Annotated in this window: 28 protein-coding genes; 13 read left to right on the forward strand and 15 right to left on the reverse strand. The window is 41.8% G+C overall.

What is annotated here, in order from left to right:
* Positions 1 to 138 precede the first annotated feature (138 nt).
* Positions 139 to 1,062, forward strand: a complete 924-nt coding sequence (locus Q7A53_RS07840; RefSeq protein ID WP_411788592.1) for a ketopantoate reductase family protein — start codon at positions 139 to 141, stop codon at positions 1,060 to 1,062.
* A 468-nt stretch (positions 1,063 to 1,530) separates the two neighbouring features.
* Here Q7A53_RS07840 and Q7A53_RS07845 read toward each other — a convergent pair whose 3' ends face one another.
* On the reverse strand, positions 1,531 to 2,109 hold the full coding sequence (locus tag Q7A53_RS07845; protein WP_411788593.1) for a M15 family metallopeptidase: 579 nt from the start codon (positions 2,107 to 2,109) through the stop codon (positions 1,531 to 1,533).
* A gap of 239 nt (positions 2,110 to 2,348) precedes the next feature.
* Here Q7A53_RS07845 and Q7A53_RS07850 point away from each other — a divergent pair, with 239 nt between their 5' ends.
* Positions 2,349 to 2,993, forward strand: coding sequence for a hypothetical protein (locus Q7A53_RS07850; RefSeq protein WP_411788594.1), 645 nt, complete (start codon positions 2,349 to 2,351; stop codon positions 2,991 to 2,993).
* Between the two features lie 221 nt (positions 2,994 to 3,214).
* On the opposite strand, the gene Q7A53_RS07855 is transcribed toward Q7A53_RS07850, so the two are convergent.
* A complete protein-coding gene (locus tag Q7A53_RS07855; protein WP_411788595.1) occupies positions 3,215 to 3,712 on the reverse strand; it encodes a phosphoribosylanthranilate isomerase in 498 nt (165 codons plus the stop codon).
* A gap of 258 nt (positions 3,713 to 3,970) precedes the next feature.
* Here Q7A53_RS07855 and Q7A53_RS07860 point away from each other — a divergent pair, with 258 nt between their 5' ends.
* The 4 genes from Q7A53_RS07860 to Q7A53_RS07875 all read left to right on the forward strand — a co-directional run bounded on the left by Q7A53_RS07860 (position 3,971) and on the right by Q7A53_RS07875 (position 6,894).
* Positions 3,971 to 4,177: a hypothetical protein gene (locus Q7A53_RS07860; RefSeq protein ID WP_411788596.1), complete on the forward strand. Its 207-nt coding sequence runs from the start codon at positions 3,971 to 3,973 to the stop codon at positions 4,175 to 4,177.
* A 32-nt stretch (positions 4,178 to 4,209) separates the two neighbouring features.
* Positions 4,210 to 5,199: an acrylyl-CoA reductase family protein gene (locus Q7A53_RS07865; RefSeq protein ID WP_411788597.1), complete on the forward strand. Its 990-nt coding sequence runs from the start codon at positions 4,210 to 4,212 to the stop codon at positions 5,197 to 5,199.
* 422 nt (positions 5,200 to 5,621) lie between these two features.
* Positions 5,622 to 6,011 (forward strand): hypothetical protein, encoded by a 390-nt coding sequence (locus Q7A53_RS07870; protein ID WP_411788598.1) that lies wholly within the window; start codon positions 5,622 to 5,624, stop codon positions 6,009 to 6,011.
* Positions 6,012 to 6,126: 115 nt separating this feature from the next.
* Complete coding sequence (locus tag Q7A53_RS07875) at positions 6,127 to 6,894, forward strand: hypothetical protein (RefSeq protein WP_411788599.1); 768 nt, start codon at positions 6,127 to 6,129, stop codon at positions 6,892 to 6,894.
* 227 nt (positions 6,895 to 7,121) lie between these two features.
* Here the strand turns inward: Q7A53_RS07875 and Q7A53_RS07880 are convergent, their stop codons facing one another.
* The 7 genes from Q7A53_RS07880 to Q7A53_RS07910 form a co-directional block, all read right to left on the reverse strand.
* On the reverse strand, positions 7,122 to 7,313 hold the full coding sequence (locus Q7A53_RS07880; RefSeq protein WP_411788600.1) for a YwbE family protein: 192 nt from the start codon (positions 7,311 to 7,313) through the stop codon (positions 7,122 to 7,124).
* A 135-nt stretch (positions 7,314 to 7,448) separates the two neighbouring features.
* A complete protein-coding gene (locus tag Q7A53_RS07885; protein WP_411788601.1) occupies positions 7,449 to 7,901 on the reverse strand; it encodes a DUF2188 domain-containing protein in 453 nt (150 codons plus the stop codon).
* Positions 7,902 to 8,000: 99 nt separating this feature from the next.
* A complete protein-coding gene (locus tag Q7A53_RS07890) occupies positions 8,001 to 8,372 on the reverse strand; it encodes a VOC family protein (RefSeq protein ID WP_411788602.1) in 372 nt (123 codons plus the stop codon).
* A 61-nt stretch (positions 8,373 to 8,433) separates the two neighbouring features.
* Positions 8,434 to 9,171, reverse strand: coding sequence for an alpha/beta fold hydrolase (locus tag Q7A53_RS07895; RefSeq protein ID WP_411788603.1), 738 nt, complete (start codon positions 9,169 to 9,171; stop codon positions 8,434 to 8,436).
* Positions 9,172 to 9,335: 164 nt separating this feature from the next.
* Positions 9,336 to 9,854 carry a GNAT family N-acetyltransferase gene (locus Q7A53_RS07900; protein ID WP_411788604.1) on the reverse strand — a complete coding sequence of 173 codons (519 nt, stop codon included), beginning with the start codon at positions 9,852 to 9,854 and terminating at the stop codon, positions 9,336 to 9,338.
* A gap of 247 nt (positions 9,855 to 10,101) precedes the next feature.
* Positions 10,102 to 10,425, reverse strand: coding sequence for an ArsR/SmtB family transcription factor (locus Q7A53_RS07905; protein WP_411788940.1), 324 nt, complete (start codon positions 10,423 to 10,425; stop codon positions 10,102 to 10,104).
* Positions 10,426 to 10,429: 4 nt separating this feature from the next.
* On the reverse strand, positions 10,430 to 10,855 hold the full coding sequence (locus tag Q7A53_RS07910; protein ID WP_411788605.1) for an SRPBCC family protein: 426 nt from the start codon (positions 10,853 to 10,855) through the stop codon (positions 10,430 to 10,432).
* Positions 10,856 to 11,183: 328 nt separating this feature from the next.
* Between Q7A53_RS07910 and Q7A53_RS07915 the strand changes: the two genes are divergently transcribed.
* A complete protein-coding gene (locus Q7A53_RS07915; protein WP_411788606.1) occupies positions 11,184 to 12,233 on the forward strand; it encodes an NAD(P)/FAD-dependent oxidoreductase in 1,050 nt (349 codons plus the stop codon).
* 109 nt (positions 12,234 to 12,342) lie between these two features.
* Here Q7A53_RS07915 and Q7A53_RS07920 read toward each other — a convergent pair whose 3' ends face one another.
* Positions 12,343 to 13,155 carry an AraC family transcriptional regulator gene (locus Q7A53_RS07920; protein ID WP_411788607.1) on the reverse strand — a complete coding sequence of 271 codons (813 nt, stop codon included), beginning with the start codon at positions 13,153 to 13,155 and terminating at the stop codon, positions 12,343 to 12,345.
* Positions 13,156 to 13,287: 132 nt separating this feature from the next.
* Here Q7A53_RS07920 and Q7A53_RS07925 point away from each other — a divergent pair, with 132 nt between their 5' ends.
* On the forward strand, positions 13,288 to 14,493 hold the full coding sequence (locus Q7A53_RS07925; protein ID WP_411788608.1) for an MFS transporter: 1,206 nt from the start codon (positions 13,288 to 13,290) through the stop codon (positions 14,491 to 14,493).
* Here Q7A53_RS07925 and Q7A53_RS07930 read toward each other — a convergent pair.
* On the reverse strand, positions 14,490 to 15,212 hold the full coding sequence (locus tag Q7A53_RS07930; protein ID WP_411788609.1) for a nucleotidyltransferase domain-containing protein: 723 nt from the start codon (positions 15,210 to 15,212) through the stop codon (positions 14,490 to 14,492). The genes Q7A53_RS07925 and Q7A53_RS07930 overlap by 4 nt on opposite strands.
* A 303-nt stretch (positions 15,213 to 15,515) precedes the next feature.
* Here Q7A53_RS07930 and pxpB point away from each other — a divergent pair, with 303 nt between their 5' ends.
* From pxpB to Q7A53_RS07955, 5 genes are read left to right on the forward strand one after another with little or no spacing between them, the layout of a single operon-like run.
* Positions 15,516 to 16,235 (forward strand): 5-oxoprolinase subunit PxpB, encoded by a 720-nt coding sequence (pxpB, locus tag Q7A53_RS07935; RefSeq protein WP_411788610.1) that lies wholly within the window; start codon positions 15,516 to 15,518, stop codon positions 16,233 to 16,235.
* Positions 16,232 to 17,233 carry a 5-oxoprolinase subunit C family protein gene (locus Q7A53_RS07940; RefSeq protein WP_411788611.1) on the forward strand — a complete coding sequence of 334 codons (1,002 nt, stop codon included), beginning with the start codon at positions 16,232 to 16,234 and terminating at the stop codon, positions 17,231 to 17,233. The genes pxpB and Q7A53_RS07940 overlap by 4 nt, the downstream gene beginning before the upstream one ends.
* Before the next feature lie 10 nt (positions 17,234 to 17,243).
* Positions 17,244 to 18,014 carry a LamB/YcsF family protein gene (locus Q7A53_RS07945; protein ID WP_411788612.1) on the forward strand — a complete coding sequence of 257 codons (771 nt, stop codon included), beginning with the start codon at positions 17,244 to 17,246 and terminating at the stop codon, positions 18,012 to 18,014.
* 21 nt (positions 18,015 to 18,035) lie between these two features.
* Positions 18,036 to 19,226 (forward strand): NRAMP family divalent metal transporter, encoded by a 1,191-nt coding sequence (locus tag Q7A53_RS07950; protein ID WP_411788613.1) that lies wholly within the window; start codon positions 18,036 to 18,038, stop codon positions 19,224 to 19,226.
* 13 nt (positions 19,227 to 19,239) lie between these two features.
* Positions 19,240 to 20,025: a putative hydro-lyase gene (locus tag Q7A53_RS07955; protein WP_411788614.1), complete on the forward strand. Its 786-nt coding sequence runs from the start codon at positions 19,240 to 19,242 to the stop codon at positions 20,023 to 20,025.
* Positions 20,026 to 20,253: 228 nt separating this feature from the next.
* Here Q7A53_RS07955 and Q7A53_RS07960 read toward each other — a convergent pair whose 3' ends face one another.
* The 4 genes from Q7A53_RS07960 to Q7A53_RS07975 are packed head-to-tail and all read right to left on the reverse strand — an operon-like array spanning position 20,254 to position 24,622.
* Positions 20,254 to 21,042, reverse strand: a complete 789-nt coding sequence (locus Q7A53_RS07960) for an enoyl-CoA hydratase/isomerase family protein (protein WP_411788941.1) — start codon at positions 21,040 to 21,042, stop codon at positions 20,254 to 20,256.
* Positions 21,043 to 21,058: 16 nt separating this feature from the next.
* A complete protein-coding gene (locus Q7A53_RS07965; RefSeq protein WP_411788615.1) occupies positions 21,059 to 22,831 on the reverse strand; it encodes an acyl-CoA dehydrogenase family protein in 1,773 nt (590 codons plus the stop codon).
* Between the two features lies 1 nt (position 22,832).
* Complete coding sequence (locus Q7A53_RS07970; protein ID WP_411788616.1) at positions 22,833 to 23,558, reverse strand: 2-phosphosulfolactate phosphatase; 726 nt, start codon at positions 23,556 to 23,558, stop codon at positions 22,833 to 22,835.
* Positions 23,558 to 24,622: a phosphotransferase family protein gene (locus Q7A53_RS07975; protein ID WP_411788617.1), complete on the reverse strand. Its 1,065-nt coding sequence runs from the start codon at positions 24,620 to 24,622 to the stop codon at positions 23,558 to 23,560. Before Q7A53_RS07975 ends, Q7A53_RS07970 begins: the two co-directional genes overlap by 1 nt.
* Positions 24,623 to 24,627: the final 5 nt, after the last annotated feature.

Consider the following 24,627-nt stretch of genomic DNA (forward strand, 5'->3'; position numbering starts at 1 on the left):
CCATTGATTTTAAAGAATTCTATTAGCCATTTCCTGAGGGGAAATCTTTAGCAGCAAATCCCTGACTTCAGCCTTATCGCTGGAGTATGCCAGGAAACGTGCTATCATGGAGATAGATTACTTTGGAGGTGGATGACTATGAAAATTGTTGTACTTGGAGCAGGAGCCCTTGGAGCATATTTCGGAACAAGATGGAGTGAAGCAGGTCATCAAGTCATTAATCTAGTAAGAGAAGGTCGTGCCGAACAATTACGCAAGCACGGAATCAAACTACATAGTGAAATGGGAGATTACACGCTTGAAAGCGGCCCTGAAATCGCAGAAAGCCCTGAAGAAATAGAAGACCCTGATTTAGTATTCCTAGCGGTCAAAGGATACCACTTACCTGGAACCATGGAATGGCTGAAAGCACTCGTAGAAAAAGGAGCAAAAGTTTTTCCGGTGTTAAATGGAATGGAGCATTTAACCATTCTGCAGAAGGAATTAGGCGAAGAAGCAGTTCTAGGGGGACTGTCCTACATCATTGCTACTCTAGACGAGCAAGGACATGTGGTTCATACAAGTCCTTTTCATGATCTAGTATTCGGGCCACTGCACCCGTCTCAGCAGCAAATCTGTGAAGAATTGGCATTAGCTTGTAATCAAGCCAATATGAACGGGACGCTTAGTGCACACATCCTAGAAGAGATGTGGAAAAAGTACATGTTCATCACCTCCTTTTCAGGAATAACCACCGCAGTCAATCAGCCTATAGGTGAAGTCCGAAGCTACCCGCAAACTTTCCGCATTGCTAAAAGAATACTGGAAGAAGTAAAAGAATTGGCAAATGCACACCAAGTGAATCTGACAGATGAACATGTAGAAAGCGCATTTGAACGATTAGGGAAACTTGACCCCGAAGCGACATCTTCTATGCACCAGGACCGAAGAAAAGGACTGCCATTAGAAGTAGAACATCTTCACGGCGGTGCCCTTCGCCTCGGCAGCGAAGTACACCTGCCCATGCCATACACAGAAACCATCCACGCCATGATCAAACCCTACGAAGAATACAAAAAGTAGGAACAAATGTGAAAGAGAGCGGTTAGATTCCCCGGGCTAAGCCAGCAGCTGCAAGAGGGGCGCTATTTCCCCTCTGGAAGTTGATGACTTAGCATCGCGGGGATCTGCGAGCTGCAACTGGATGGAACAAATGTGAAAGAGAGCGGTTAGATTCCCCGGGCTAAGCCAGCAGCTGCAAGAGGGGCGCTATTTCCCCTCTGGAAGTTGATGACTTAGCATCGCGGGGATCTGCGAGCTGCAACTGGATGGAACAAATGTGAAAGAGAGCGGTTAGATTCCCCGGGCTAAGCCAGCAGCTGCAAGAGGGGCGCTATTTCCCCTCTGGAAGTTGATGACTTAGCATCGCGGGGATCTGCGAGCTGCAACTGGATGGAACAAATGTGAAAGAGAGCGGTTAGATTCCCCGGGCTGAATCGAACAGATAAAAACACTCCAAATGGTTTCAAGATAAGCCATAGGGAGTGTTTATTATTTTTCAGCTAAGTTATTTACTTTGGGACGGTTTCCATTTTTAAGTTCACGAATCGTTAGACCAAAGTCCATTTGAAGATGAGGATAGTCCTTAAAAGAAGCCCAATCTCCTCCCCACTCAAACCCTAGATCTTTGGCGATCGACACAACTTCCATCCAGTCAGCCTTTCCATTATGGTTCCCGTCTCGCTGCATATCCCAGACAATGTTTCCATTTTTTTGTTTCAATGCAAAATCAATAGCCAGACCATAGTTATGGTAGGATCCGCCACCTCGTACATTCGTGACCACCGAGCCTTTACTTGTCCGTCCTTTTTCATACAATTTATCCTGTTCTTCTTTGGATCTGTAACCATCTGTAATTACGATCGAAATCCCTTGCTTAGAGCTGCGGTCTATAAGCTCTTCCTTCTTTTCCTGAACCACCGGATGCAGCATCGTAGGCATAGGTGTTTGTTCCTTCTCATTAATGGAGTCCGGGAATTGGGGTTCAATTCGGGGCACCACAAATAAGAGAAGCAAGACAAGCCCAGTGATCAATAAAGCTACTCCAGCAATATTCGGTAAATATCTCAATTTATTTTCCCTTCCTAACTGAATGGATCTAATTCGAGAATACCATATTTGAAGAGTGATAGACATCTCAATAATTCAGTGCAGCTGCCTCAAGATTACTTCTCGAAGTCTTCCTCTCTGTTTGCACCGCCCTTTTCTGGATCAAATTCCCATACCTTTTCTGTCAGCATGTGCCGTGTCCTATGGAACTCTAAATGCTATAATAGCAATGAAATGAACACTAGCTTTAGGAGGCAGTCATGAAATTCTTCAATCGAAAACCATCTAAACTATTTTATGAACTGCTCATGCTGATTTTAGCCGGTTTATCCGTAGCTACAATTTGGCAGCACACTAAATATGATAGTTATATTTTCTGGGTCACCTGGTCCATCTTTTTTATTGATTTTCTATACCGCTTTATTAAAAGTGACAACAAATGGGAGTTTATTAAACGAAATCCCTTTATAGTAATTGCTGCAATTCCTTTAGATGCAGTCTTTCAATTTGCCCGGTTCGCGCGTCTTCTTCATTTGTTACGTTTAAAATCGATTACTAAATATTATACAAAGCCATTTATCCGATTTTTAAAACGCCAGCACTTATCACTCGTTGCCGGTATTACTTTCTTTTTGGTCTTCCTCTTAATTATTCCGCTTAAATTACTTGAAGATAAGCTCGACAGCTATAGTGAAGCGTGGTTAAGCGCCATAACCTCTCTTACTTTTTTCGGAAGAACTGGCTTTAAGCCGGAAACAGCAGGTGGTCAAATCATCATTGTGGTCTTTACTATCTTAGGTGTAATTATCCACGGCTTCATTATAAGCACGGCATTTGATTATATTGTTCATACGAGTAAATTAAGAAGATGGATTAAACGATTTAAAAGTAAGCTTTCCACCTAATTCATATGGTTGGCCAGGGGGGGTCTTCTAAGTACCACTCCTTTAAATCATCATTGCAGATCTTGAATCTATTTCCGTTAATTATTCAAACACTTAGTCAGCATCTTTCACCAAAAATAAGCATACATGTATCTAGTCGGAACCATTTCTTATAGTTCTTTATTTGGTTTAACTGTAGAAAAAGAGCTGGCTGTAATTGGATAATCAAGCATGTAGATGAATTAATGAATAATTTTTTCCAAAAACTCTATTTTTCTTATATCTTTGTTGTCATTTTGATCTGCTCTATAACTATCCTTAGATGAAGCAGTATACACACTCAAATATTGTTCAGGGCGCAGTAAATAATAGCTAACCTCTCCATGATGCTGCATAACTAAATCTTCTAATTGTACTCCGGCGAAGTGTGGCAAAGTGTCCATAATTCCAAACTCCACGAGCAACCCTTCTTTAAGGAACGCATGTTCATGCAAGTCAATCAGCCTATACCCTATAGATTGCATAACCTTCCTAACGTCTGCCCAGTTATGTATAGATAATTCAGGCGGCACCTCCCACCCTCTTTGATCCCCTGGTACATGAATATCTAAGTCTTGAGGATGCCAACTTTTATTTGTAATTACTTCTAAACCAACAGAACCCATTAATAATGGAATAATTTTCGTCTCATTTAACTTTTTGGCTATTTTCAAAAACTCATTAAACTTGTGATGATCCATTTGTCCCTCCACACTTATCAAATAAGATTGATGTTATTTACTGTTTTATTGTATCATTTCCCTAATAAATTGGATGTAAATAGGAGATTCACCCCCTCAGATCTACCCCTGCCTTTAAACTGCCTCTCCCGCAATACTGATCATTCGTTCCCTGTCAAAATCACAGATAAATCCTTGCAATTTGTCTTTTAATTTTAGTTTAAAAATCACCAAAAAAAGGAACTTAATAGTTGAACGTATAAAATTTGAGGTGATGACTTGGCGAACGAAAATAATAAAAAAAATAATCGATTAGTTGAAGATGACCAAAGCTTTGAAGAAAAGGCAAAGAAAGAGCAGCTTATAGATGATTCACCAAATGAAGATATTGAGAAGGAAGAAAAAGAGCAGCAGCAAGGTGAAAAATCAAAAAACGATTCTTCTACTGAGGAAAAATACGATGAGGATTTACGTCCAAAAAAATAATATCAGCTGACACTGTATAAGGAGTGATGCCAATGACAACATTTCAAGCTTATAGAATTACCCGCGAAGACGATACAATTAATGCAGAGATTGAAGAATTAACAACGGAGGATCTGCCAGAAAGCGATGTTCTTATCAGAGTACGGTATTCCAGTGTTAATTTTAAGGACGGAATGGTTTCCCAGCCAAATAATTCACTCGTAAAAGAGTACCCTATTGTTCCAGGTATAGACTTAGCTGGAGAGGTCGTAGAATCCAAAGATTCGCGCTTTCAATCAGGAGATCAAGTGATAGCCACGAGCTATGAAATTGGCGTGAATCACTTTGGAGGGTATAGTGAATACGCGAATATCCCGGCGGATTGGATCGTTCCTCTGCCTGAGAATTTGACTCTGGAAGAATCCATGCTTTACGGTACAGCGGGATTTACGGCCGCATTATCCATCCACCGATTGGAGTTAAATGGTTTAAGCCCGGAAAAGGGTCCGGTTTTAGTAACTGGAGCAACGGGCGGTGTAGGTAGCATGGCCATTGCAATGCTGACTAAACGCGGTTATCAAGTGGAAGCAAGCACAGGCAGTAAAGAACAATCGAATTATTTGGAAGGGATTGGGGCAGATCGAATCCTTTCTCGAGAGGATGTATATAATGGAACGATTAAACCCCTAGCCTCTTCGCGATGGGCAGCTGCAATCGATCCAGTCGGCGGTGAGCCGCTTGCATCCATTCTATCTCAATTGAAATATAACGGAGCTGCAGCTTTAAGCGGGTTAACGGCAGGAACTAAAGTGCCCGCACAAGTTTATCCATTTATTTTACGGGGTATTAGCCTTATTGGAATTGATTCTGTGAATTGTCCTATGGAAATAAGAAAAGCCATTTGGGAGCGTCTCGCTGCCGATTTAAAGCCAGAACATGCCTTAGACCAAATGAAGTCCATTATTTCTTTAAAAGACCTTCCGCATACATTACAGAAAATTCTTAATGGGAATACACAAGGCCGCATTATAGTTAAGCTATAACGCCTTTCAATGGTAGTTTTTTAAAGCAGAACGTCACTTATTGACACAAATAAGAAAAAGTATTATAATGTTTAATTAGTGCCTTCGCTAAAGGTAACTCGGAATAATGAAAGAGTGATGTGTATGAAACTGGCATTCTGCTACGTTTTATCACAACTTAATCACACTGGATCAGCTTCGGAGCTGTAAGGATGCAATAGAGGTAGGGATTGCGTCGTTTAAGTTGATAAAAACTACCATGTAGAATGAACCGCGGCAAGTTTCGGTTCATAACCCCTTACAATGGATTGTAAGGATTCAACAATAACAAATAGCTTCATTTATCCGATTTACAAAGCGGGTCAGACAACAGTCTGGCCCGCTTTTCCAATTTATAAAGGTTTATCCTCATGGTAATATGTAAGAAGAAGGAGGAATCAACTGTGCACCGATTTTTAAAACGATTAAAACCTGAAGACGTTCATTTCCTGCTGGATTTTTCGGAATTCAAGGAATTTGTAGAAGAAATGCTTGGACAAGCTAATCCACTGGTAACGATAGAAATAGATAGTGACGAGATTAAAGATCCCTATGATGTTACAGTGATTCGTCCCCTGGTAAAATTGCGAGAGGTAAGTACTTTAACAGAAGAAAACCGCCATACGATCCTTGAGTCTGGATTCTCCATTGATAGAGAGCCTTTTGATAATGGAGACTATGCGATGGAGCAGATTTTCGGAGACAATTATACTATACTTGCCGCTACAGAGGATGAAGACGGCTCATTTTTCACAATTGAATTGCCATACGGAGATTATATTCAAATGAAATAAAATCATCCCTTTTTGCTGATATAGTAAAAAGGGTTTTTATTTGAAAAAAATTAGACTTAACATATAAGGCATGCACTTTGGGCAACGTAAGAGAACAACAAGGAGGGATCAGCAAATGTTTAATAATCTCACAAAAAGACTGTTACTAGGAATTTTAGCCGTCGGACTCACTGTGCCCACTGCGGTATTTGCAGGCACCGGAAACATTCCGGATGGAGCACACTTTAAAGACAGGCATGGAAAATTCCACCTCCCTCCTCTTGACTCATTAGATCAGGGGACGAGAACGAAAGCTGAAAATATTTTGAATCAGCTAAAGAGCGGTGAGATCACTATAAAAGAGGCAAAAACTAAGCTGACTGATCTGGGCATTAAAATTCCAGAAGCACCTTTTGCTAACCTTGATGAAGCAACAAAGACAAAATTACTAGAGATTAAACAACAGGTGAAGGATGGGAAGATTACGAAGGAAGAAGCCCGTACGAAGATGGAGAAACTTGGTATTCAATTACCTTCAAGACCTTGGGATCACTTAGATGAAGAAACTAAAGCTAAATTTAAAGACATTCACCAGCAAGTAAAAGATGGAAAGATGACGCGGGAAGAAGCACGAGCTAAGAAGAAGGAGCTTGGTCTTACTGATTTCCGTCACGGCGATCATCATCATGGTAAGTTTATGAGAAATTTAACAGACGAGCAGAAAAATCAGTTAAAATTAATTCGAGGGCAGCTTCTATCTGGCGAAATCACGAAACAAGAAGCAAAAAATAAACTAAGAAAATTGGGCATTAAAGTTCCTATTCACAGGGAAAATTCACAATCCGATTCAAGTGATAAAGCGACTGATTCCAGAAAAGACTCTGCAGGTAAGAGTCAATCTTAATCCAATGTAAACCACCTGGCTCCGCTATGTTCTAAGCATAGCGGTTTTTTTACTTTTATTAGAAATTGATTTAACCTAATATGAACTTTTTACGTTTCTTGTAATAGCTCTCAACAGGGAACTGTTTCTTAACGAATCATCCTCAAAGTGAACGGACCTTTAGCATTAAATATCCTGATAAAAAAACCTGACTGCAGGTGAATCATTCACGGAGTCAGGCTTCTTGCTTAATAAATATTTTTCACTCTTCCTACTTGTCCATCTTCGAGTCTGACTTTAATTCCATGTGGATGATTGCTAGATTTCGTTAATAAATCCTTCACAACTCCGCGTGTCAGCTTTCCAGTACGCTGATCTTTCTTTAATACGATATCTACTTCCAGACCCGGTTTAATATCATTTCTATTCTGTCCATTCATTTACAACCCTCCCCCACACATCCTCCCTATCATATCACGTTCCAGACTTCCATTTCGAATGAGACTGTATAAAAAAAGACACCTTCAGCTAAGGTGCCCTGCTCATCCATAACTGCAAGCGAAGTTAATTAATCGTTAATCATAGGACTTCTGCTCTTGAATACTTCCATCCTTTTTATGAATAATCACTTTAGTTCCTTTATTCTCAGCGATTTCTTCAGCTCGCTCCACTGCCTCTTGTTTATTATCAAATACATCTGAAGGTTGTTTAGCATCTTCTGCCTGCACTGCCCATCCATCATCATGGGAGACGACATGCTCCCCTTTTTCCATAAGTTCAGGTCTGCTGTCCCGGGCGCTCTTCTTATGCTGTTTCAATTCTTTATCTGCTTTTTGTTTCATTTCCTTAATTTCATTTTGAGTAGCATTGTTATACCATTCTTTTGCCTGTTCTGTGGCGATGGGAATCGCGCGTCCTTCCTCATATCCTTCTGCAATCATCGCATTCCCGATTTCTATCGCCTTCTTACGGACAGGAGTGTCAAGATTTTTAAGGGAATTAGGGTAATCATTCGTATCCCAAGGCATACCATATTCCTCCTCTAAAAAAAGTAGTGGTGTATATTTACCGCATCTTCTCTCTTCTTAAACCACGACAGAATCAAACAATTAGAATCCTTATTCTCCCTATTCATGCCGCTCTAAAATTTCGATGCGGTTACCAAACGGATCATGAATGTACATCCGATTTGCTCCTGGCAGTTTTCCATCAGGTTGATATTCAATGCCTTGTTTTTCTAAATGATTTTGTAGAGCTAAGATATTTCTCACAAGGAGAGCAGGATGAGCTTTCTTTGCAGGAACAAATGGCTCTTCTATCCCAATATGAATTTGATAAGACCCAAAAGAAAACCAAACCCCGCCATTTTTCTTTAATGCTGGAGGTTTTTCAATTTCTTTAAGCCCTAAAACATTTCCAAAGAAATGTCTAGCCTCCGCTTCAGCTCCTTCAGGTGCTGCCAACTGAATGTGATCGATTGATTCAAACAAAAAAGACATTTAACTCCTTCCCTTCTTTTCTTAAATTTTAATGATTTGTCCAATAAGGCAGGGATTTAATTCAACTTTCTAAGTGTTGCAAATCAATACCCTCAACGAGATCGAGAAATTCTTCAAGTTGTTGAGCATAAACGAGAGGCTTCTGCTCATGTACGAGGTGGGAAGCAAATGGAATGACACTTACATGGACATTTTCATACTGACGCTGATACTTTACCGCTGATTCAACTTCTGCTTTGTTCCCCTCTCCTACAATGTATAAAATCGGAACCTTGATTCCTTCCAGATCTGAGGTGAAATCAAAGGGATACCACTCTTTATTTTCTGCTATATGGATTAATTGTTTCCAATCTGACTCATGCCTCTGATCAAGCTGTCTCACAAGCTCTTTATTATTAAGAAGTTCCTTTTGAAAGGAAGCTTCATCCGCATGAAGCTCGTCCCAATTGTCAGGTTTATCCGCTGTAACACCTGAAAGAGTTAAGCTGGTTATTCGCTCAGGATATTGTTTAGCAAACAACAAGCTGACTAGCCCGCCTAACGAACAGCCCACTAAATGAACTTTATCAATATTGATATCATCCAGCGTTTCCTTTAAATCTTCAGCAGAATCTACGAAATAATTTTGAAACTCTTCGTGATGAGATTTTCCATGTCCTCGCAAGTCTGGAAAGAGAACTTTGCGCTGATCTTTAAGTATTTCTCTCGGCAGCTTAAAGTCACTTGCACCTGTTTGTAATCCAGTATGTAAAAAAACAACAGGTTCCCCTTCTCCTATCGAATCGAAGTTTAAAATCATTTTCTCTCCTCCAATATATAAAAGATTCTCTCCTCCTTAAGACCTTTCTACTACATTCCATAAAATACCTCCTTCACATAATCCTCCATTTAGCTTGTAGAGCAATAGGCAGGAAGAAACACACTGGAAGAGATCAAACCAGCACCTCTTTTCCATTTTCCGCCTCATTTTAAACATTCATTAATATCCGCCCATCCGTATGCCACTTCAGTAAGCTCTTTCTCTCCTATATAAATTAGTTTATGATCAACCTTCCTCCCTCCAAGCTTTTCATAAAATTCACGGGATTTGCTCTCCGATAACACCCACACCAGCAAAGATCCCATCCCTGTTTCTTTCAATTTGCCTGCCAATTCTCTTATTAGTCTTCTTCCAATCCCGCCTCCCTGATAATCTTTATAGAGATAGATCGCATAGAGTTCTCCTTGATAGAAATATTCGTTCGTTCTTTCACTTCCGCCATGAATGAAGCCAATCACGCTCCCGTTTTCTTCTGCTACCAGGACCTTGCCCTGTTTCTCCAAAATCACATGGTTCCATTTGTTTGTTTTTGAATGATAGTCTAACTTAGTTAAGAATTCATTAGGAAGGATCCCTTGATAGGCAGTCTTCCAACTGCTCACACTCACTTTAGCTATTTCTTCAGCGTCCTTAACCGACGCTTCCCGTATCACTATATCCATCATTCCTTCTCCTTTCTCTTAGTCGATTTCCTCATCTCAATTGTTGGGTTAATTTTATCGAATGTATGATAAAAGGGTATTCTCCCTGTATATCACCAAGGTTGATTGTCGAGGTTACTCCTATGACTTTGTTCTACTGAAGTCTTCAGGATTTTTCCTTCTCCAACAGTCCTATACGCCCAAACAGAACCCAATATTTAAACAAGAAAGAGAAGATCAAATTCATCTCCTCTTCCTTTCATGCTCTCTATTCATCATCAGCTTCTACGAATTGCTGCAGCTTGTCCAGCTGTTCATCCCAATAAATTTCGAAAAAGGCAAGCCAGTCTTTTACTTCGAGTAGAGGTGCGGGTTTGAGTTTGTATCTCATTTCCCTTCCAATCTTCCCTTTTGTCACAAGACCTGCCTCTGACAGTACTTGAAGATGTTTATTAACTGCCGTTCGGGTGATAGGATATTCGTTGGTTATCGCTGCTATTGACATTTCTTTATCGGCTAGCAATTTTAAGAAGCTTCGCCGGGTAGGGTCAGCAAGTGCTTGGAATACATCGTGATGATGGGCAGCAGTCATCACTTTATCCCTCCATATAATTTTTAAGACTTCTGGTAACCAGGTTCTCCCAGCCTTTCTCCATATGGCCGCGAATCATAGAGTGCGGCTGTCCAAATTCGGTGGACTTATCAAGATCCCATCCTGAATGAATCAGTGTGAATTCCGTTCTATTTTCATCCAGTTTACTCAACTTAAAAGTCAGATGCCAATCCTTTCCCCAATCAAACCCAAGTAAATATGGAGGTTCTAATTCGGTTATTTTACAGGGGGAATCTCCATACTGTTCTGATTTAAGTACAAAATCACTTCCTAATTCAGGTGTGAAAGTATTCTCCATCCACCAGGAGGAAAGCCCCTCGGAAGTTGCTACAGCTTTCCAGACTTTTTCTATTGGAGCTTTGAGTACGATTTCTTTACGAATTTCTGGCAAGTTATCTTCATTATGCATTTTTATAATCCTCCCTTTTATAACACCTTTTAGTGTTACTTTTATTATAACAGATCTTTACCTTCTTTGCGGATGAAATTTTTCTGCTATCTTCTATGAAATTTATCTATAAGGCTAATTAAAAATGTTTAGTTTTATATTGATAATGATTCTCAATATCGGTACAATGTAACTATAGTAAGGTTGAAATTAAATACACTATTAATTTAGCCCTTTGAAAACGGCAGCCTAGTTATGGATTCCTGTCATTATCTAACTAATTCGATCGATCATTAACGACGGTTCTACATATATCTTTCTTAGAAAAGTATTAAAAGGAGTGGGCTCCATGGATACGGAGGAAATTTTCGATGTAACAATTATTGGAGGCGGACCTGCGGGATTATATTCTGCCTTCTACAGCGGTCTTAGAGAAATGAAGACAAAAATCATAGAATTTCAACCGCAATTAGGCGGAAAGGTTCATGTTTATCCAGAAAAGATTGTTTGGGATGTCGGGGGTCTTCCTCCTATTCCCGGTGAAAAACTGGTTAATCAGCTTGTCGATCAGGGCTTATCCTTTAACCCTGAAGTCGTCCTTAATGAAAGAATTCTCTCCATCTCTAAAGAGGAGAATGGTCTATTCACTCTGACGGCAGCATCCGGAAGAGTTCATTACTCTAAGACGGTTATTGTTTCCGTAGGAAGTGGGATATTACAGCCGCAAAAGCTGGAGATTGAAGGGGCGGAACGTTTTGAAGTCTCGAATCTTCATTACACCATCCCCTCACTTAAATGGTATAAAGATAAAACGGTATTAGTTTCTGGAGGAGGCAACGCGGCCATCGACTGGGCAAACGAATTGACTCCGATTGCTAAACAGGTCTTTCTCACTTATCGTAAAGATCAGCTGAAGGGACACGAAGCTCAAATCACTCAATTACAGAATAGTTCAGCTAAGTGCATGATGAATACTGAAATAAATCGGTTAATTGCTGGGGATGGTTCGAATCATATTGAAAAAGTAGAATTAATCGACCATCAGACAAACGAAACCTTTCAACTGGACATAGATGATGTCTTAATCAATCATGGGTTTGACCAGGATGCATCCTTACTGGAGAACAGCCAATTAAATATTGCGATGAAAGACAATTACTTCATATCGGGGAATTCTGTAAGTGAGTCTTCCATTTCCGGTTTATATGCAGCGGGGGATATTCTGGCCCATGAAGGAAAAGTCAACTTAATCGCTGGTGCATTTCAAGATGCTGCGAACGCTGTGAATAAAGCAAAACAGTATATTCAGCCGGAAGCATCGGCCAAGGCAATGGTTTCCTCCCATAATTCTGTATTCACTGATCGAAATAAGCAAATTGTGCAAGAATTGATGGGGTAGTGCATACAAAAACCCGAACCAACAAGATGGTTCGGGTTTTTGTATGCAGGAAATCCTCACTTTCTAACTCCATCGCTCCAATTACCCTCATGTTCTTCTTCCCCATCCATCAGGCTTTAAAAAAATGATCCGATGGCGGGCAACCGTAGCGTTTCTTAAAACTTCGATTAAATGTACTCAATGACTGATAGCCTGATTCAAAGGCAGCTTTCGTAATTTCCATGTTATTCTTCCTAACTAGAATTTCAAACCGATCCAGCCGGACTTGATGTATGTATTCTAAAGGGGTACACTTTTCCTCAGTTTTAAATATTCTCAGTAAATGATACTTACTTATATGAAATTCTGAAGCTAACAAATCTAAAGATAGAGATTTCGCAGAATTATTTCTAATAAATAATTTTATTCTTCCAACGGTATCCCCTGCTATCGTTCTCCTTTGTGTCTTATTCCATAGATCACTATGACTTCCCTTCATCGTGTCCAGAAATGTATAAGCCGCTTCATCCTCAAGCTTCATCGCTTCAGGTATACCTTCTAATACAGCTGCATGATAAATTTTTTTGATTTCCGTTAGTAAGGGCAATTTAAAATCGGTTTGCTGGTTACTAAACTCGATCGCAGATAAATTTCTTCCGGTGACTTCTTCAAATACACGCTTTAAATGGTCTTCATAAAAGCTGACGATTAGAATTTCCTTCCTGTCACCGACCGCCTCATGCTGATGGTAATCACCGGGAGACACAAGGAAACCTTCTTCACTGTCTAAATGACAATTCCAGTCGTTGTAATGAACATCAAGCGTTCCATTTATAGGAACAGTCAGCTGAAAATGGTCATGGGTGTGACGTTCATCGGCTTCCCCTTGATTCAAATCAAATTGGACAAAACTTGTGTTGTCGAGTTCGAGACGCATTTCCATAACCTTTCCCTCTTTTCATTAGACATCAAAAAAATACAGCAAGATCTGCCTAGCAGCTAAGCAATATTTGAACAGTCAACTCCCCCTTTCTTCTTTATGCTAAAGAAACTTAGCTAGAAGAGGAGGCAGACCATGAAACCTTACATTAAGAAATTTCACAGCGTCATTTGGATTCAGGCCGGCGGGCATTTGCTCACATCGTTTACTGCCGTTATTCTGCTTCCATTTTTAACATTACACCTTTATAACCAAACGAACCATAACGTCTTCCAAGCGACGTTGATTATTGGCATCCAGCCTCTTGCAGAATTCTTATTAACCATAACGCTTGGAGGCTGGGTCGATCGTTTCTCCAGGCGGACCATTCTATTAAGCTCTATGATGATTCAAATCGCCGCTCTCAGCGGATTTGCCTTTGCCAATGGTTTCATTGCATTTGGATTATTAAATCTACTGAATGCCTGTGGCAGATTCATTTATATTCCTGCAGCAAGAGCTCAGGTTACGGATGTAACCCCGCTGCCTCATAGGGCAGAGGCCTTTGCGATTTTAAGTACTGCAGATAGTGTAGGCGCCCTTTGCGGACCTATTCTAGGAGCCCTATTATTTAAAGCCAGTCCAACTCTTATGTTTCTCGCTAGTGCTGCTTTACTGCTTGTATATCTCTTCATAGCGGCTAAACTATTACCTGAAACTTATTTGCCCGCGCACCTTGAACCTGCTCAAAGAAATGAGAAATTCAAATGGACTCGTCACTCTCTATTACTTTGGTTAATGATAGGGTCCCTGCCGTTAAGTCTCTTTCACAGTCAAATGGAAACCAATTGGCCTTTGTATTTAAAGAACCATTTCATTCATGATATTTTTATTTTCTCTTTGCTCTCTACTATTGGAAACCTACTCTTTATCTGTCTTGAAATCTATATAGTAAATAAATCAGCTAAGATTTCTTTAGTGAAAATCGTAGTAGTCAGCTACTTTCTCTACACGGCTGCAGCTATTGGATTCGGCTTTTCCCACCATGCAGCTCTCTTCATTCCAGCTGAAATCTTATTTACACTTGGTGCCATCATGAGCCTGAACCGTCTGCAAAGTGTAATCTCCACCATCGCTCCGCCTCAGTTCATGGCACGGTATTTCGCTATTTATGGCTCCCACTGGGATATTTCACGAGCGCTGGGGCCGGTCGCAGGTGGGTGGATCATGGCCAGGACCGGGGGATATGGTCTCTTTATATCTTTAATTCTCGCACTCCTGGCAGGCGCCTCTATTCAAGCAAGAACGGTGCGTAGAATTGAAAAGCAGTATGATGTCCACTCCGTATCAGATGTCTCTTAGCTGTCTTTTCCTCTGGAAAACCCAGCAAATAAACGACCACCGTAAGGCTTCAGCACTTGATCCGTAAAATCAATCAGCGGCCCTTTTTCCCGGCATCTATAATAGTGGTCAAATAAATTGATAAATTGCTGAGCTAACCCTTTATCATAATCTCTTAAAGAACGGGCGAGCCACTTGGATGTCCCTGTCCATTGCTGGTTTGTCCGTAATATGAATTCACTGAGCAGCTCTGCAAGAGTGTTCACAGCAAATAACTCTTCTCCTGCTTCTGTTGCACCGATCACGTCTTCCAATGTATCTGTAAGAAAATAACGCTTACTTTCTATCGTTTGATAATCCCAAGGCGCCGGACCCATTGCCAATAAACGCTCCGCCTCCTTTTTAATGTCGGTTAAATATTCTTCACCGCTAATAACCTTACCTTCCGCTACCATTCTTGGTAAAGAGGGTCTCCCTCTCGCACAATCAGATTTAAAGAAATGCCGATAAGAAGTCAGATTATGTACGAATACTTCGACTGGCCATTGACATTCTATCCTTGATTCTCGATATGAAGTTTCGACTTGCTGATCGAAAATCACAATATCCAAATCAGACGTTTCTGTCGTCTGCCCCCGTACGACACTTCCCGCAAGTAACGCTCCCGTACAATCAGGATAGTTTTCTTCTACAAATCGACATGCCGCTAGATAAGGTTCTAGTCTTTGTTGTTCTTTCATTCATTCTCTTCCCTTCACTAGGATATTTTTTTATCATGCATCAGCTTCTAAAAATAAACAAGAACATCTTAGGAAGGAATGAAATTTTGCTGCTATCAGCTTTTCTCTTTAACTCCATCCTCACCTCTATTCTCTTTCTTTTAAATCGTTCTCTCTGTTGCTTTAAGAGCCTGTTAAATGGGTAGTTATGTAAGAAAGAGCGTTTGAAAGCTCCTGGCAAATAGGATAGCATGAAAGAGGAACTTTTTTGAAATGTCAGAATTATAAATATCGGAATTATTTTGCTTCTAAGGAGGTAAACCAATGGAGATCGAACTCTATCCGTTAGGTGATCAAGCAATTGTTGCAGAACTAGGAACATCTATTAATCTCACCACTCATAATCACGTGCAGCAGTTCATTTCTCACCTAGACAGTATACATCCAGATTGGATGATTGAATATATCCCTGCCTTCACCACAGTTACAATTTTTTATGACCCATTAAAAATTCATGACAACTACTTGCCTGACAGCACTATCCTGCCCTATAACTGGGTTTATCAACAGGTGCTGGATATTGCTCATTCAGCACCTCCCAGGGAACAGTCGCAAGCACGGACGATTGAAATCCCCGTTTGCTATGGCGATGAATTTGGCCCTGATTTAGAAGTGGTGGCGGAAAGAAGTCAATTGCAGCCGGAAGAAGTGATTAACCTGCATACTTCCGGAGACTATTTAGTTTATATGATTGGCTTTGCACCTGGCTTCCCTTATTTAGGAGGAATGGATGAGGCGATTGCCACCCCTAGAAGAAAAGACCCCCGTTCGTCCATCCCAGCTGGATCTGTGGGAATTGCCGGTAGCCAGACCGGAGTTTATCCAATTGAAACACCGGGCGGATGGCAGTTAATTGGACGCACACCTTATCAGTTATTTAAGCCACAGCAGGATCCTCCTTCGCTATTATTAGCGGGGGACCGCATTAAGTTTAAGGCTATTTCCAAAGCTGAATTCAACAAGCTTGAGGAGGAACAATTATGATTCACGTCAAGAAAGCCGGCCTCCTAACCACGGTTCAAGATTTAGGGCGCTATGGCTTTCAAAAACACGGAGTAATTACAAGTGGAGTCATGGATCCGGAAGCACATCGTATTGCTAATCTGCTCGTTGGCAATTCCATGCAGATGCCAACACTTGAAGTCACCCTTATGGGGCCCGTACTGGAATTTCACCAGGATGCGCTTATCTCGATTTGCGGCGGTCATCTCTCCCCCATGATTAATGGTGAACCGGTTGGGAACTGGAGACCCATTTTCATTAAAAAAGGAAGCGAACTGAGATTTGGCAGTATGCAGGAGGGGTGCCGAGCTTATCTCGCCATCGCAGGGGGCTATGATGTTCCACTCGTTATGAATAGCTCTTCTACTTATTTACGAGCAGGGATCGGCGGCTATCAAGGACGAAGTCTAGAAAAAGGCGATCAGCTGAATATTCAAGCTCCATCTGCGGAGTCCTTAGAACTGCTTAGTGAACTTAAAGAATATGCTGGTGCGAATTCGTTTCAAGCTATGGATTGGTATGCTGCTTCAGAACTTGTTCCCAGCCACTCACCTGATGAAAAAATCCGTGTCGTGATGGGAAGAGAATATGATTCATTTACCGAGGATAGCAAGCAAGCCTTCATCCATTCTTCATTTAAAGTAGATACTCAATCAGACCGGATGGGATACCGGCTGAAAGGAGCATCCTTAGAACTAAAGCATCAAGAAGAAATGATATCAGAAGCTGTGGCATTTGGTACGATTCAAGTTCCAGCTGAAGGCAATCCTATTATTCTACTTGCCGACCGGCAGACCACGGGAGGCTACCCAAGAATAGCACAGGTGGCTTCTGTGGATCTATCGAAGGTGGCCCAGTTAAAGCCTGGAGAGGAAGCAGCTTTTGAACTTATTACTCATGAAGAGGCTCAGAAGCTATTTATTGAAAGAGAACATATGATTCAACAGCTAGCTCAAGGAATTAAACTTAAATACAGATAGGATGATCTATGTGGATTTAGTAGATATTAATTGTGATATGGGAGAAAGTTTTGGCACTTATAAAATTGGCCAGGATGAAGAAATCCTTAAGTATGTGACTTCTGCTAATATTGCCTGTGGATTTCATGCAGGTGATCCAGCAGTCATGCGGAAAACAGTGCAGCAGGCGCTCGATACAAACACGGGGATAGGTGCTCATCCCGGTTTTCCTGATCTAACAGGGTTTGGGCGCCGGGCCATAGATGTGACCGGCCAGGAAGCTTATGACATGGTCGTTTATCAAATTGGAGCTCTACAAGCTTTTGTACAGGCAGAAGGCGGTGTTCTCCAGCATGTTAAACCTCACGGAGCATTATTTAACATGGCAGCTAAACAACCAAACTTAGCAGAAGCGATTGCTGAAGCCGTATACAAAGTAAACCCTGAACTGATACTCTTTGGCTTAGCAGGCAGTGAACTAGTTAAAGCAGGAAAGAATACGGGACTCAAGACGGCAAGCGAAGTTTTCTCAGATCGCACCTATCAAAGTGATGGTTCACTAACCTCCCGAAAAGAACCTGATGCCTTAATCACCAATCAGGAGAAAGCAGTCGAGCAAGTGATTCGCATGGTTAAAGAGAACAAAGTGATGACCTTACAGAAAGAAGATATAGATATTAAAGCTCAAACCATTTGCATTCACGGGGACGGCGAGCACGCATTGGAATTTGCAGAATTTATCACTGATGCCCTGAAGAACTCAGATATTGCCATCACCAACATCCGTAAAATTCTCAGTTAAGCAGTCAGAAGGGAGATTACTATGAAAAAACAATCGACCCGGAGTTTAATATTAGGAGCTGCCTTCTTAATGGCAACCTCTGCGATCGGTCCAGGATTTCTGACACAAACCACCCACTTCACCGATCAATTAGCCGCTGACTTTGGATTTGTTATCTTGATTTCTATAATTATCGATATTGGCGCTCAATTAAATATTTGGAGAATTATCGCGATTGCCGAGCGCCCTGCCCAGGATATTGCCAACCATTTACTTCCTGGGTTAGGTTACTTCCTGTCTCTTTTAGTTGTTGCAGGCGGTCTTGCTTTTAATATAGGAAATATTGCAGGAGCAGGGCTCGGGACAAATGTACTTTTTGGTGTTTCTCCGGAACTGGGGGCTTTTCTCAGCGGAATTGTAGCGGTAGCCATATTTCTAGTTAGGGAAGCCGGCAAAGCTATGGACCGTTTCACTCAGGCCGCAGGTGTAATTATGATCATATTAACGGTGTTTGTAATGTTTTCCGCTCAACCACCCGTGGGAGAAGCGATTACGAAAACCTTTGTACCAGATACCATAAACTTTCTAGCGATTATCACTCTGGTAGGTGGAACAGTAGGCGGTTATATTACCTTCGCCGGAGGTCATAGATTATTAGATTCAGGGGTGAAAGGTAAAGATTCACTCTCTCATGTAACTAAAAGTTCCGTGTCCGCAATCTCCATTGCTTCCATCATGCGTATTTTCTTATTTTTAGCTTCCCTTGGAGTGGTTGCTTCTGGTGTAAGCTTAGATTCCGCCAATCCTGCAGCTTCCGTCTTTCAATCGGCTGCCGGAACATTCGGATATAAGATATTTGGGATTATTATGTGGGCAGCTGCGGTTACTTCCGTTGTAGGAGCTGCTTATACGTCAGTCTCCTTCATTCGCACGTTCAGCCATAAGATCGAGAAATATCATAAATGGTACATCGTAGGATTTATCGCGCTTTCAACGTTAGTGTTCGTTTCCATTGGTAAGCCTGTAAAAGTTCTTATCCTCGTCGGCTCATTAAATGGACTTATTCTGCCGATCGCTTTAGGAGTGATGTTGTTTGCCGCTCACAAAACGAAAATTGTTGGTTCTTATAAACATCCTCTCTGGCTGACCATTTTCGGGGGATTAATTGTTATCGCCATGGCATACATTGGCGGAGTTTCGTTAGTCACTGGAATTCCACAACTATTCGAATAGGAGGTCAACCGTTATGGACGTATCAATGCTGACTCCCGCTCAGGCACGTTCTCTCATTAGACAAGATCAATGGAACAAGCCAACCTCTGGAATGTCTAATGGTTATATTCAAGCCAACCTTGTCGTATTACCTAAGGCATTAGCTTATGACTTTCTATTATTTTGTCAGCGCAACCCGAAACCTTGTCCTCTTCTTGAAGTGACGAATATTGGCTCTCCAATTCCTGAAATATTTGCCCCTGAAGCTGATCTGAGAACAGACTTGCCAGAATACTATGTATATAAAAAAGGAGAGCTAATACAAAAATGTTCCTCCATTTCGGATCTGTGGTCTGAGAGCCTAATTGCTTTTCTTATTGGCTGCAGCTTTACCTTTGAGGAGGCTCTTGTGAAAAACCGAATCCCTATCCGCCATATTGAAGAAAGAAAAAATGTTCCTATGTACAACACGTCTATCCGCTGTCAGCCAGCTGGTGAATTTCAGGGTTCCATGGTCGTAAGCATGAGACCCATAAAGAAAAAAGATGTGATAAGAGCTGTACAAGTTACTAGTCGATTTCCTTCCGTACATGGCGCTCCCATTCACATAGGAGATCCCAAATCGATTGGTATTTCTCAACTGGACGAGCCTGATTTTGGAGATCCTGTTACGATTAAAGAAGATGAGGTTCCGGTATTCTGGGCTTGCGGCGTTACCCCTCAAGCCATAGCTAAGGATAGGAAACCTGACTTAATGATTACTCATGCCCCTGGCCATATGTTCATCACGAACGAAAGAAATGAAGGGTATAGTGTATGATCAGCATCGTTAGATCCAGGACACGCCCCTCATCTACAGACGAACAATCAAAGGAATTTCAATCGTTTTCCCTGAATGACCGCTCTGGAATTACAGTGAAAACGACCGGAAACCTTACCTCTTGAAGACAAAAAAATCCGAACGATGAAGGAATAATGTTCGTAGCATTTCATCATCGTTCGGATTTAATACTGGCTAAAAGTCTTTTTTTAAAGCTCTTTTGGCAATTTACTTGCCTGTGAATCCCGGCTTTCGCTTATCCTTGAAAGCCTGCACTCCTTCTTGATGATCTTCAGTCGTCACCATCATCGTCTGAGTCAGACGCTCCTGTTCGAGGATTGATGCCAAATCAGAATGTTCAGCTTGATCTACTAACCTTTTCATCATTCCCAGTGCCTTCCCTGGTCCATTTGCCAGATGGACCGCATAGTTCATAGATTCTTCCTCTATCTTATCCAGTGGAAGAACTCTATTTACAATCCCCCATCCAAGAGCGGTTTCAACAGGGATTGGTTCTGCTTTAAACAACAATTCCTTAGTTCGGTATGGCCCAAGAAGCTTCGTGAGAAAATAAGATCCTCCTCCATCTGCAACCAGCCCGACATGCGCAAAACTCAAGACAAATTGGCTCTCTTCTCCAGCAAGGATCTGATCACAGGCAAGCGCTAAATTAAACCCTGCACCTGCCGCATAGCCATGAACTACGGCAATGACTGGTTTGGGCAAGTCTTTTATCATGAGAATAGCTTTATTTAACTCTCCTACGTGCTCATAAATATCATGCGGAGCAGCTTTGCCCATACTCTTGACATCGCCACCCGCAGAAAATGATCGGCCTGCTCCCGACAGAAGCACTACTTTTATTTCGTGATTCTGCTTCGCTTCCTCCAATGCAGCCTGCAATCCTAGGATCATTTCGTCTGAAAAGGCATTTAAACTTTCCGGACGATTCAATACACAGGACATAACAGGACCATTCACATGAACTAATAAATGATTATTTCCTAATGAACTCATCATTCATCTCTCCTAGTTAAGAAATATAGTGTGTTTGTTCAATCATCGCATCCGCTATGGCTCGGTTACGGGTAATCGTATCCTCCCAATGATAACGGCTAAGCAGAGCGGCCGCCTGACGAAGAGAAGTGGTTCTTTCCTCTCCGTTTAAAAGGCTGGAAAATAAGAAACTCACATTTTTCTGTACCTCTACTGCCGAGTTTTCTACAACCGTATAAGCGAGCTGAGTTTTCAGCTCTGCTTCCTCATCCGACTGATGTATAGCCTTCAAAGTCCGCAAAACCGCAGACTCACTTTGATAAATATGAATGGCCAGATCAGCTAGTCTCATTAAGGTCTCTTGTTCCTCATGCAGCTGGTCTCCATATTTACGGTAAGCTGTTCCTGCTGATACTAAGAAAAAGTCTTTAAATAATGCTACGGCTTCTTTCAATTTCTCAAGCGGACCTTCTGATTTCATAAAAGCACTGTTTTTTAACGAATGTTCCGCTTTTTCCATAATCGCCTGAGTATCCCTTTCCTTCCCTGCTATTTTTTTGAAAAATGCTCTCGGGATAAGCAATCGATTTATTTCGTTGGTCCCTTCGAAAATACGGTTGATTCTGGAATCACGATAGGCTTGTTCTATTGGATAATCTTTAATAAAACCAGCTCCGCCATGCAGCTGCAGGGTTTCATCTACTATTGCATCCAGCGTTTCAGAGCCGGTGATTTTGCAAATCGCAGACTCTAAGTTATGCTCGTTCATGGCTTTTGCTATGGCTGGATGGTCTTGAGAATCACCATAGCTGCCAAGAACCGACTCGATGTGACCCGCAGTGCGATACAACAAGGATTCCGTCGAATATATGCGGGCAGCCATATGAGCCAGTTTTTCTTTCGTAGCATTAAAATCAGCAATCGATCGTCCAAATTGACGACGCTCTGTTGTATGCTTAAGAGCCAATTGGAAACCATGCTTTGCTGCTCCTGTAGTAGCAAAACCAAGGTTAAATCGTCCAAGATTCAGCACATTGAGAGCGATTAGATGACCTTTGCCCACTTCCCCCAGTTTGTTTTCTGCAGGTACTTCACAATCCTCCAAAATAACAGAGCAAGTAGACGAACCTTTTATCCCCATCTTATCTTCTTCAGGTCCAATGGATAATCCTTTAAATCCTCTTTCCACAATGAAAGCAGTAAACTTCTCGCCGTCCACCTTGGCATAGACGATAAAAGTGTCCGAAAAAGCAGCATTTGTAATATAAATTTTTGTTCCATTTAATAAATAATGAGTTCCTTTCTCATTAAGTACGGCTGTGGTTTTGGCAGATAAAGCATCAGAACCTGCGTCAGGCTCAGTCAGACAATACGCGCCAATATATTCTCCACTGGCAAGTTTCGGTAAGTATTTTTGCTTTTGATCTTTCGTACCAAAGTAGGTAATTGGAAGAGTGGCAATACACGTGTGATTGGAATGGGCCACGCTGTAACCACTCGCATTCCCCAGAGCTTCTCCCACGATCCCTTTGCTTATTTTATCCAGACCTAATCCGCCATAAGCTTCGGGAATACTATGTCCTAACAGCCCTAGCTCTCCAGCCTGTTTCATTTTTTCAGCTACAAAAGCGAAATCTCCAGCTTCAATCTGCTTCCGGTATGGATGGATTTCCCGGGAAATAAATTGTCGAGCTGTGTTGGATATCATTCTATGCTCGTCCGTCCGGTCCTCCGGAGTAAAAACAGCTTCACAGCTGATCTCCTCTAACAAGTAATCTCCGCCTTGCACTTTATGGTGTACAGGATGCATGTTAATCCTCCTTTAACTGCCCTTCCTCAGGGTCATACTTAGGTATCGTGTCAAATATACCTTCTTGAGATGCAAAGTTGATTTCGACTGGGTCCATCCCCAGCTCAATCAGTAACTGGCCAATTCGAGTAGAACGCAGCAGTTCTACACTTGTCTGATGAATTCCTCGGTAGAAAAGTAAGGCAGTTCGTGCTGCATCAGACATATCCCATTTCCCTAGTTTCAATAACTCGTTCATTAGACTGCCTGCGCCAAAGAAATCTTCCATTGTAAAGTCCCCGCTCGTTCCTGAGCAGATTAGCAGGATCGTGTCGTGACGATGTTCCTCATAAAGCCTCCTGGCCACCGCCTGATTATTAAGTAAGGAAGCAGCATATAAATGATCCGCTTGGCTCGACCGCTGTAAGGCAACCGTACCATTCGTAGTGGAGAGAATCAGGTGCTTATTCTTCACAACTGGCTGTAAAAATGTACGTAGGGGATGGTGAAAGCCTTCTAAAGTCTTGCCCTGGTCTTCTCCTGCCAGCACATACGGCTCTTTAAAGGTTTTCGCTTTCTCCCTTGCCTGAGCTCCGGTGAGCACGGGGATCACCGAAACTGCCCCATCAGCCAATGCTGCAGTGATCGTTGTTGTAGCAAAGAGGACATCGAATACTACAGCCGTCTTTCCCGCCATTTCACCAGGCTTAATCTCCTCTTTCTTAAATATCACTTGAACCTTTCCCATTACGTCAGACCTGCCGTGTGTTCGGCATGTTCAATTAGCTGGTTAACAAATACATTCATATGAGCAAATCTTTCATCATTGGTTTGTCCCTGTTTATACCGATAATAAATCTGCTGAACTATGCCCGCCAGCTTGAAATAGGCAAAGGTGAGATATACTGAAATCTCTGCTAGATCCCTGCCGCTTTTTTCAGCGTATGCGGCCAGGAATTGATCTCTCGTATAGAAGCCTTCCTCCACCGTGATCGGCGGTTTTCCCAATCCCGTTCTCAGCAGGTACGGGTCATCCGGTTCAATCCAATAGCTCATGGCCGCTCCAAGGTCGGCTAAAGGATCTCCCACCGTCGTCATTTCCCAATCAAATAAACCCGTCATCTTTACAGGATCTTGGGTGTCAAACATGGCATTATTAAATTTATAATCATAATGAATTACTGCTGATTCCCGAGAATTTGGAATATGATCAGCCAGCCATTGCTTCAACCGTTTGCCAGAGACGACGTCCTCTGTGCCAGCCTTTTCAAAGCGCTTAATCCATCCATGAACCTGTCTCTCCATGAAACCTTCTGGCTTTACCATATTTACTAAATCTGTTTTCTTATAATCGACCGAATGAAGTTCCACCAGCCGATCTACCATTTCTTCGGAAAGTTTCTCTCCTAAGCGGTCAATACCGCGAAGGTCATCAGGAACCACATCATCATACACACGTCCATTCCTGCGCTCCATAATAAAGAACGGCGATCCCAGACAATCCCCTGAGTCAAACACATATGGCTCAGGGGCAAGTGAGAAAATCGGATGAAGCGCTTTCAAAATACGGAACTCTCTTTCCATATCATGAGCTTTAGGTGCTACTCGCCCAAGAGGAGGACGGCGTAATACCGCTACCCAATCCTTTACTCTTAATTCATAGGTCAAGTTGGAATGCCCTGCTCCAAACTGCCGGACTTCAAGTTTTCCATTAGGAAGATCAGGAATATTTTCTTCAAGAAAGGCTTCGATCCGAGGGATATCTTGTTCCTCTCCCTTTCTTACACTTTGTGTATCATTCGTTTTCATCATCTCCT

The sequence above is a fragment of the Halobacillus rhizosphaerae genome (assembly GCF_046719735.1).
GTDB classification, from domain to species: domain Bacteria; phylum Bacillota; class Bacilli; order Bacillales; family Halobacillaceae; genus Halobacillus_B; species Halobacillus_B rhizosphaerae.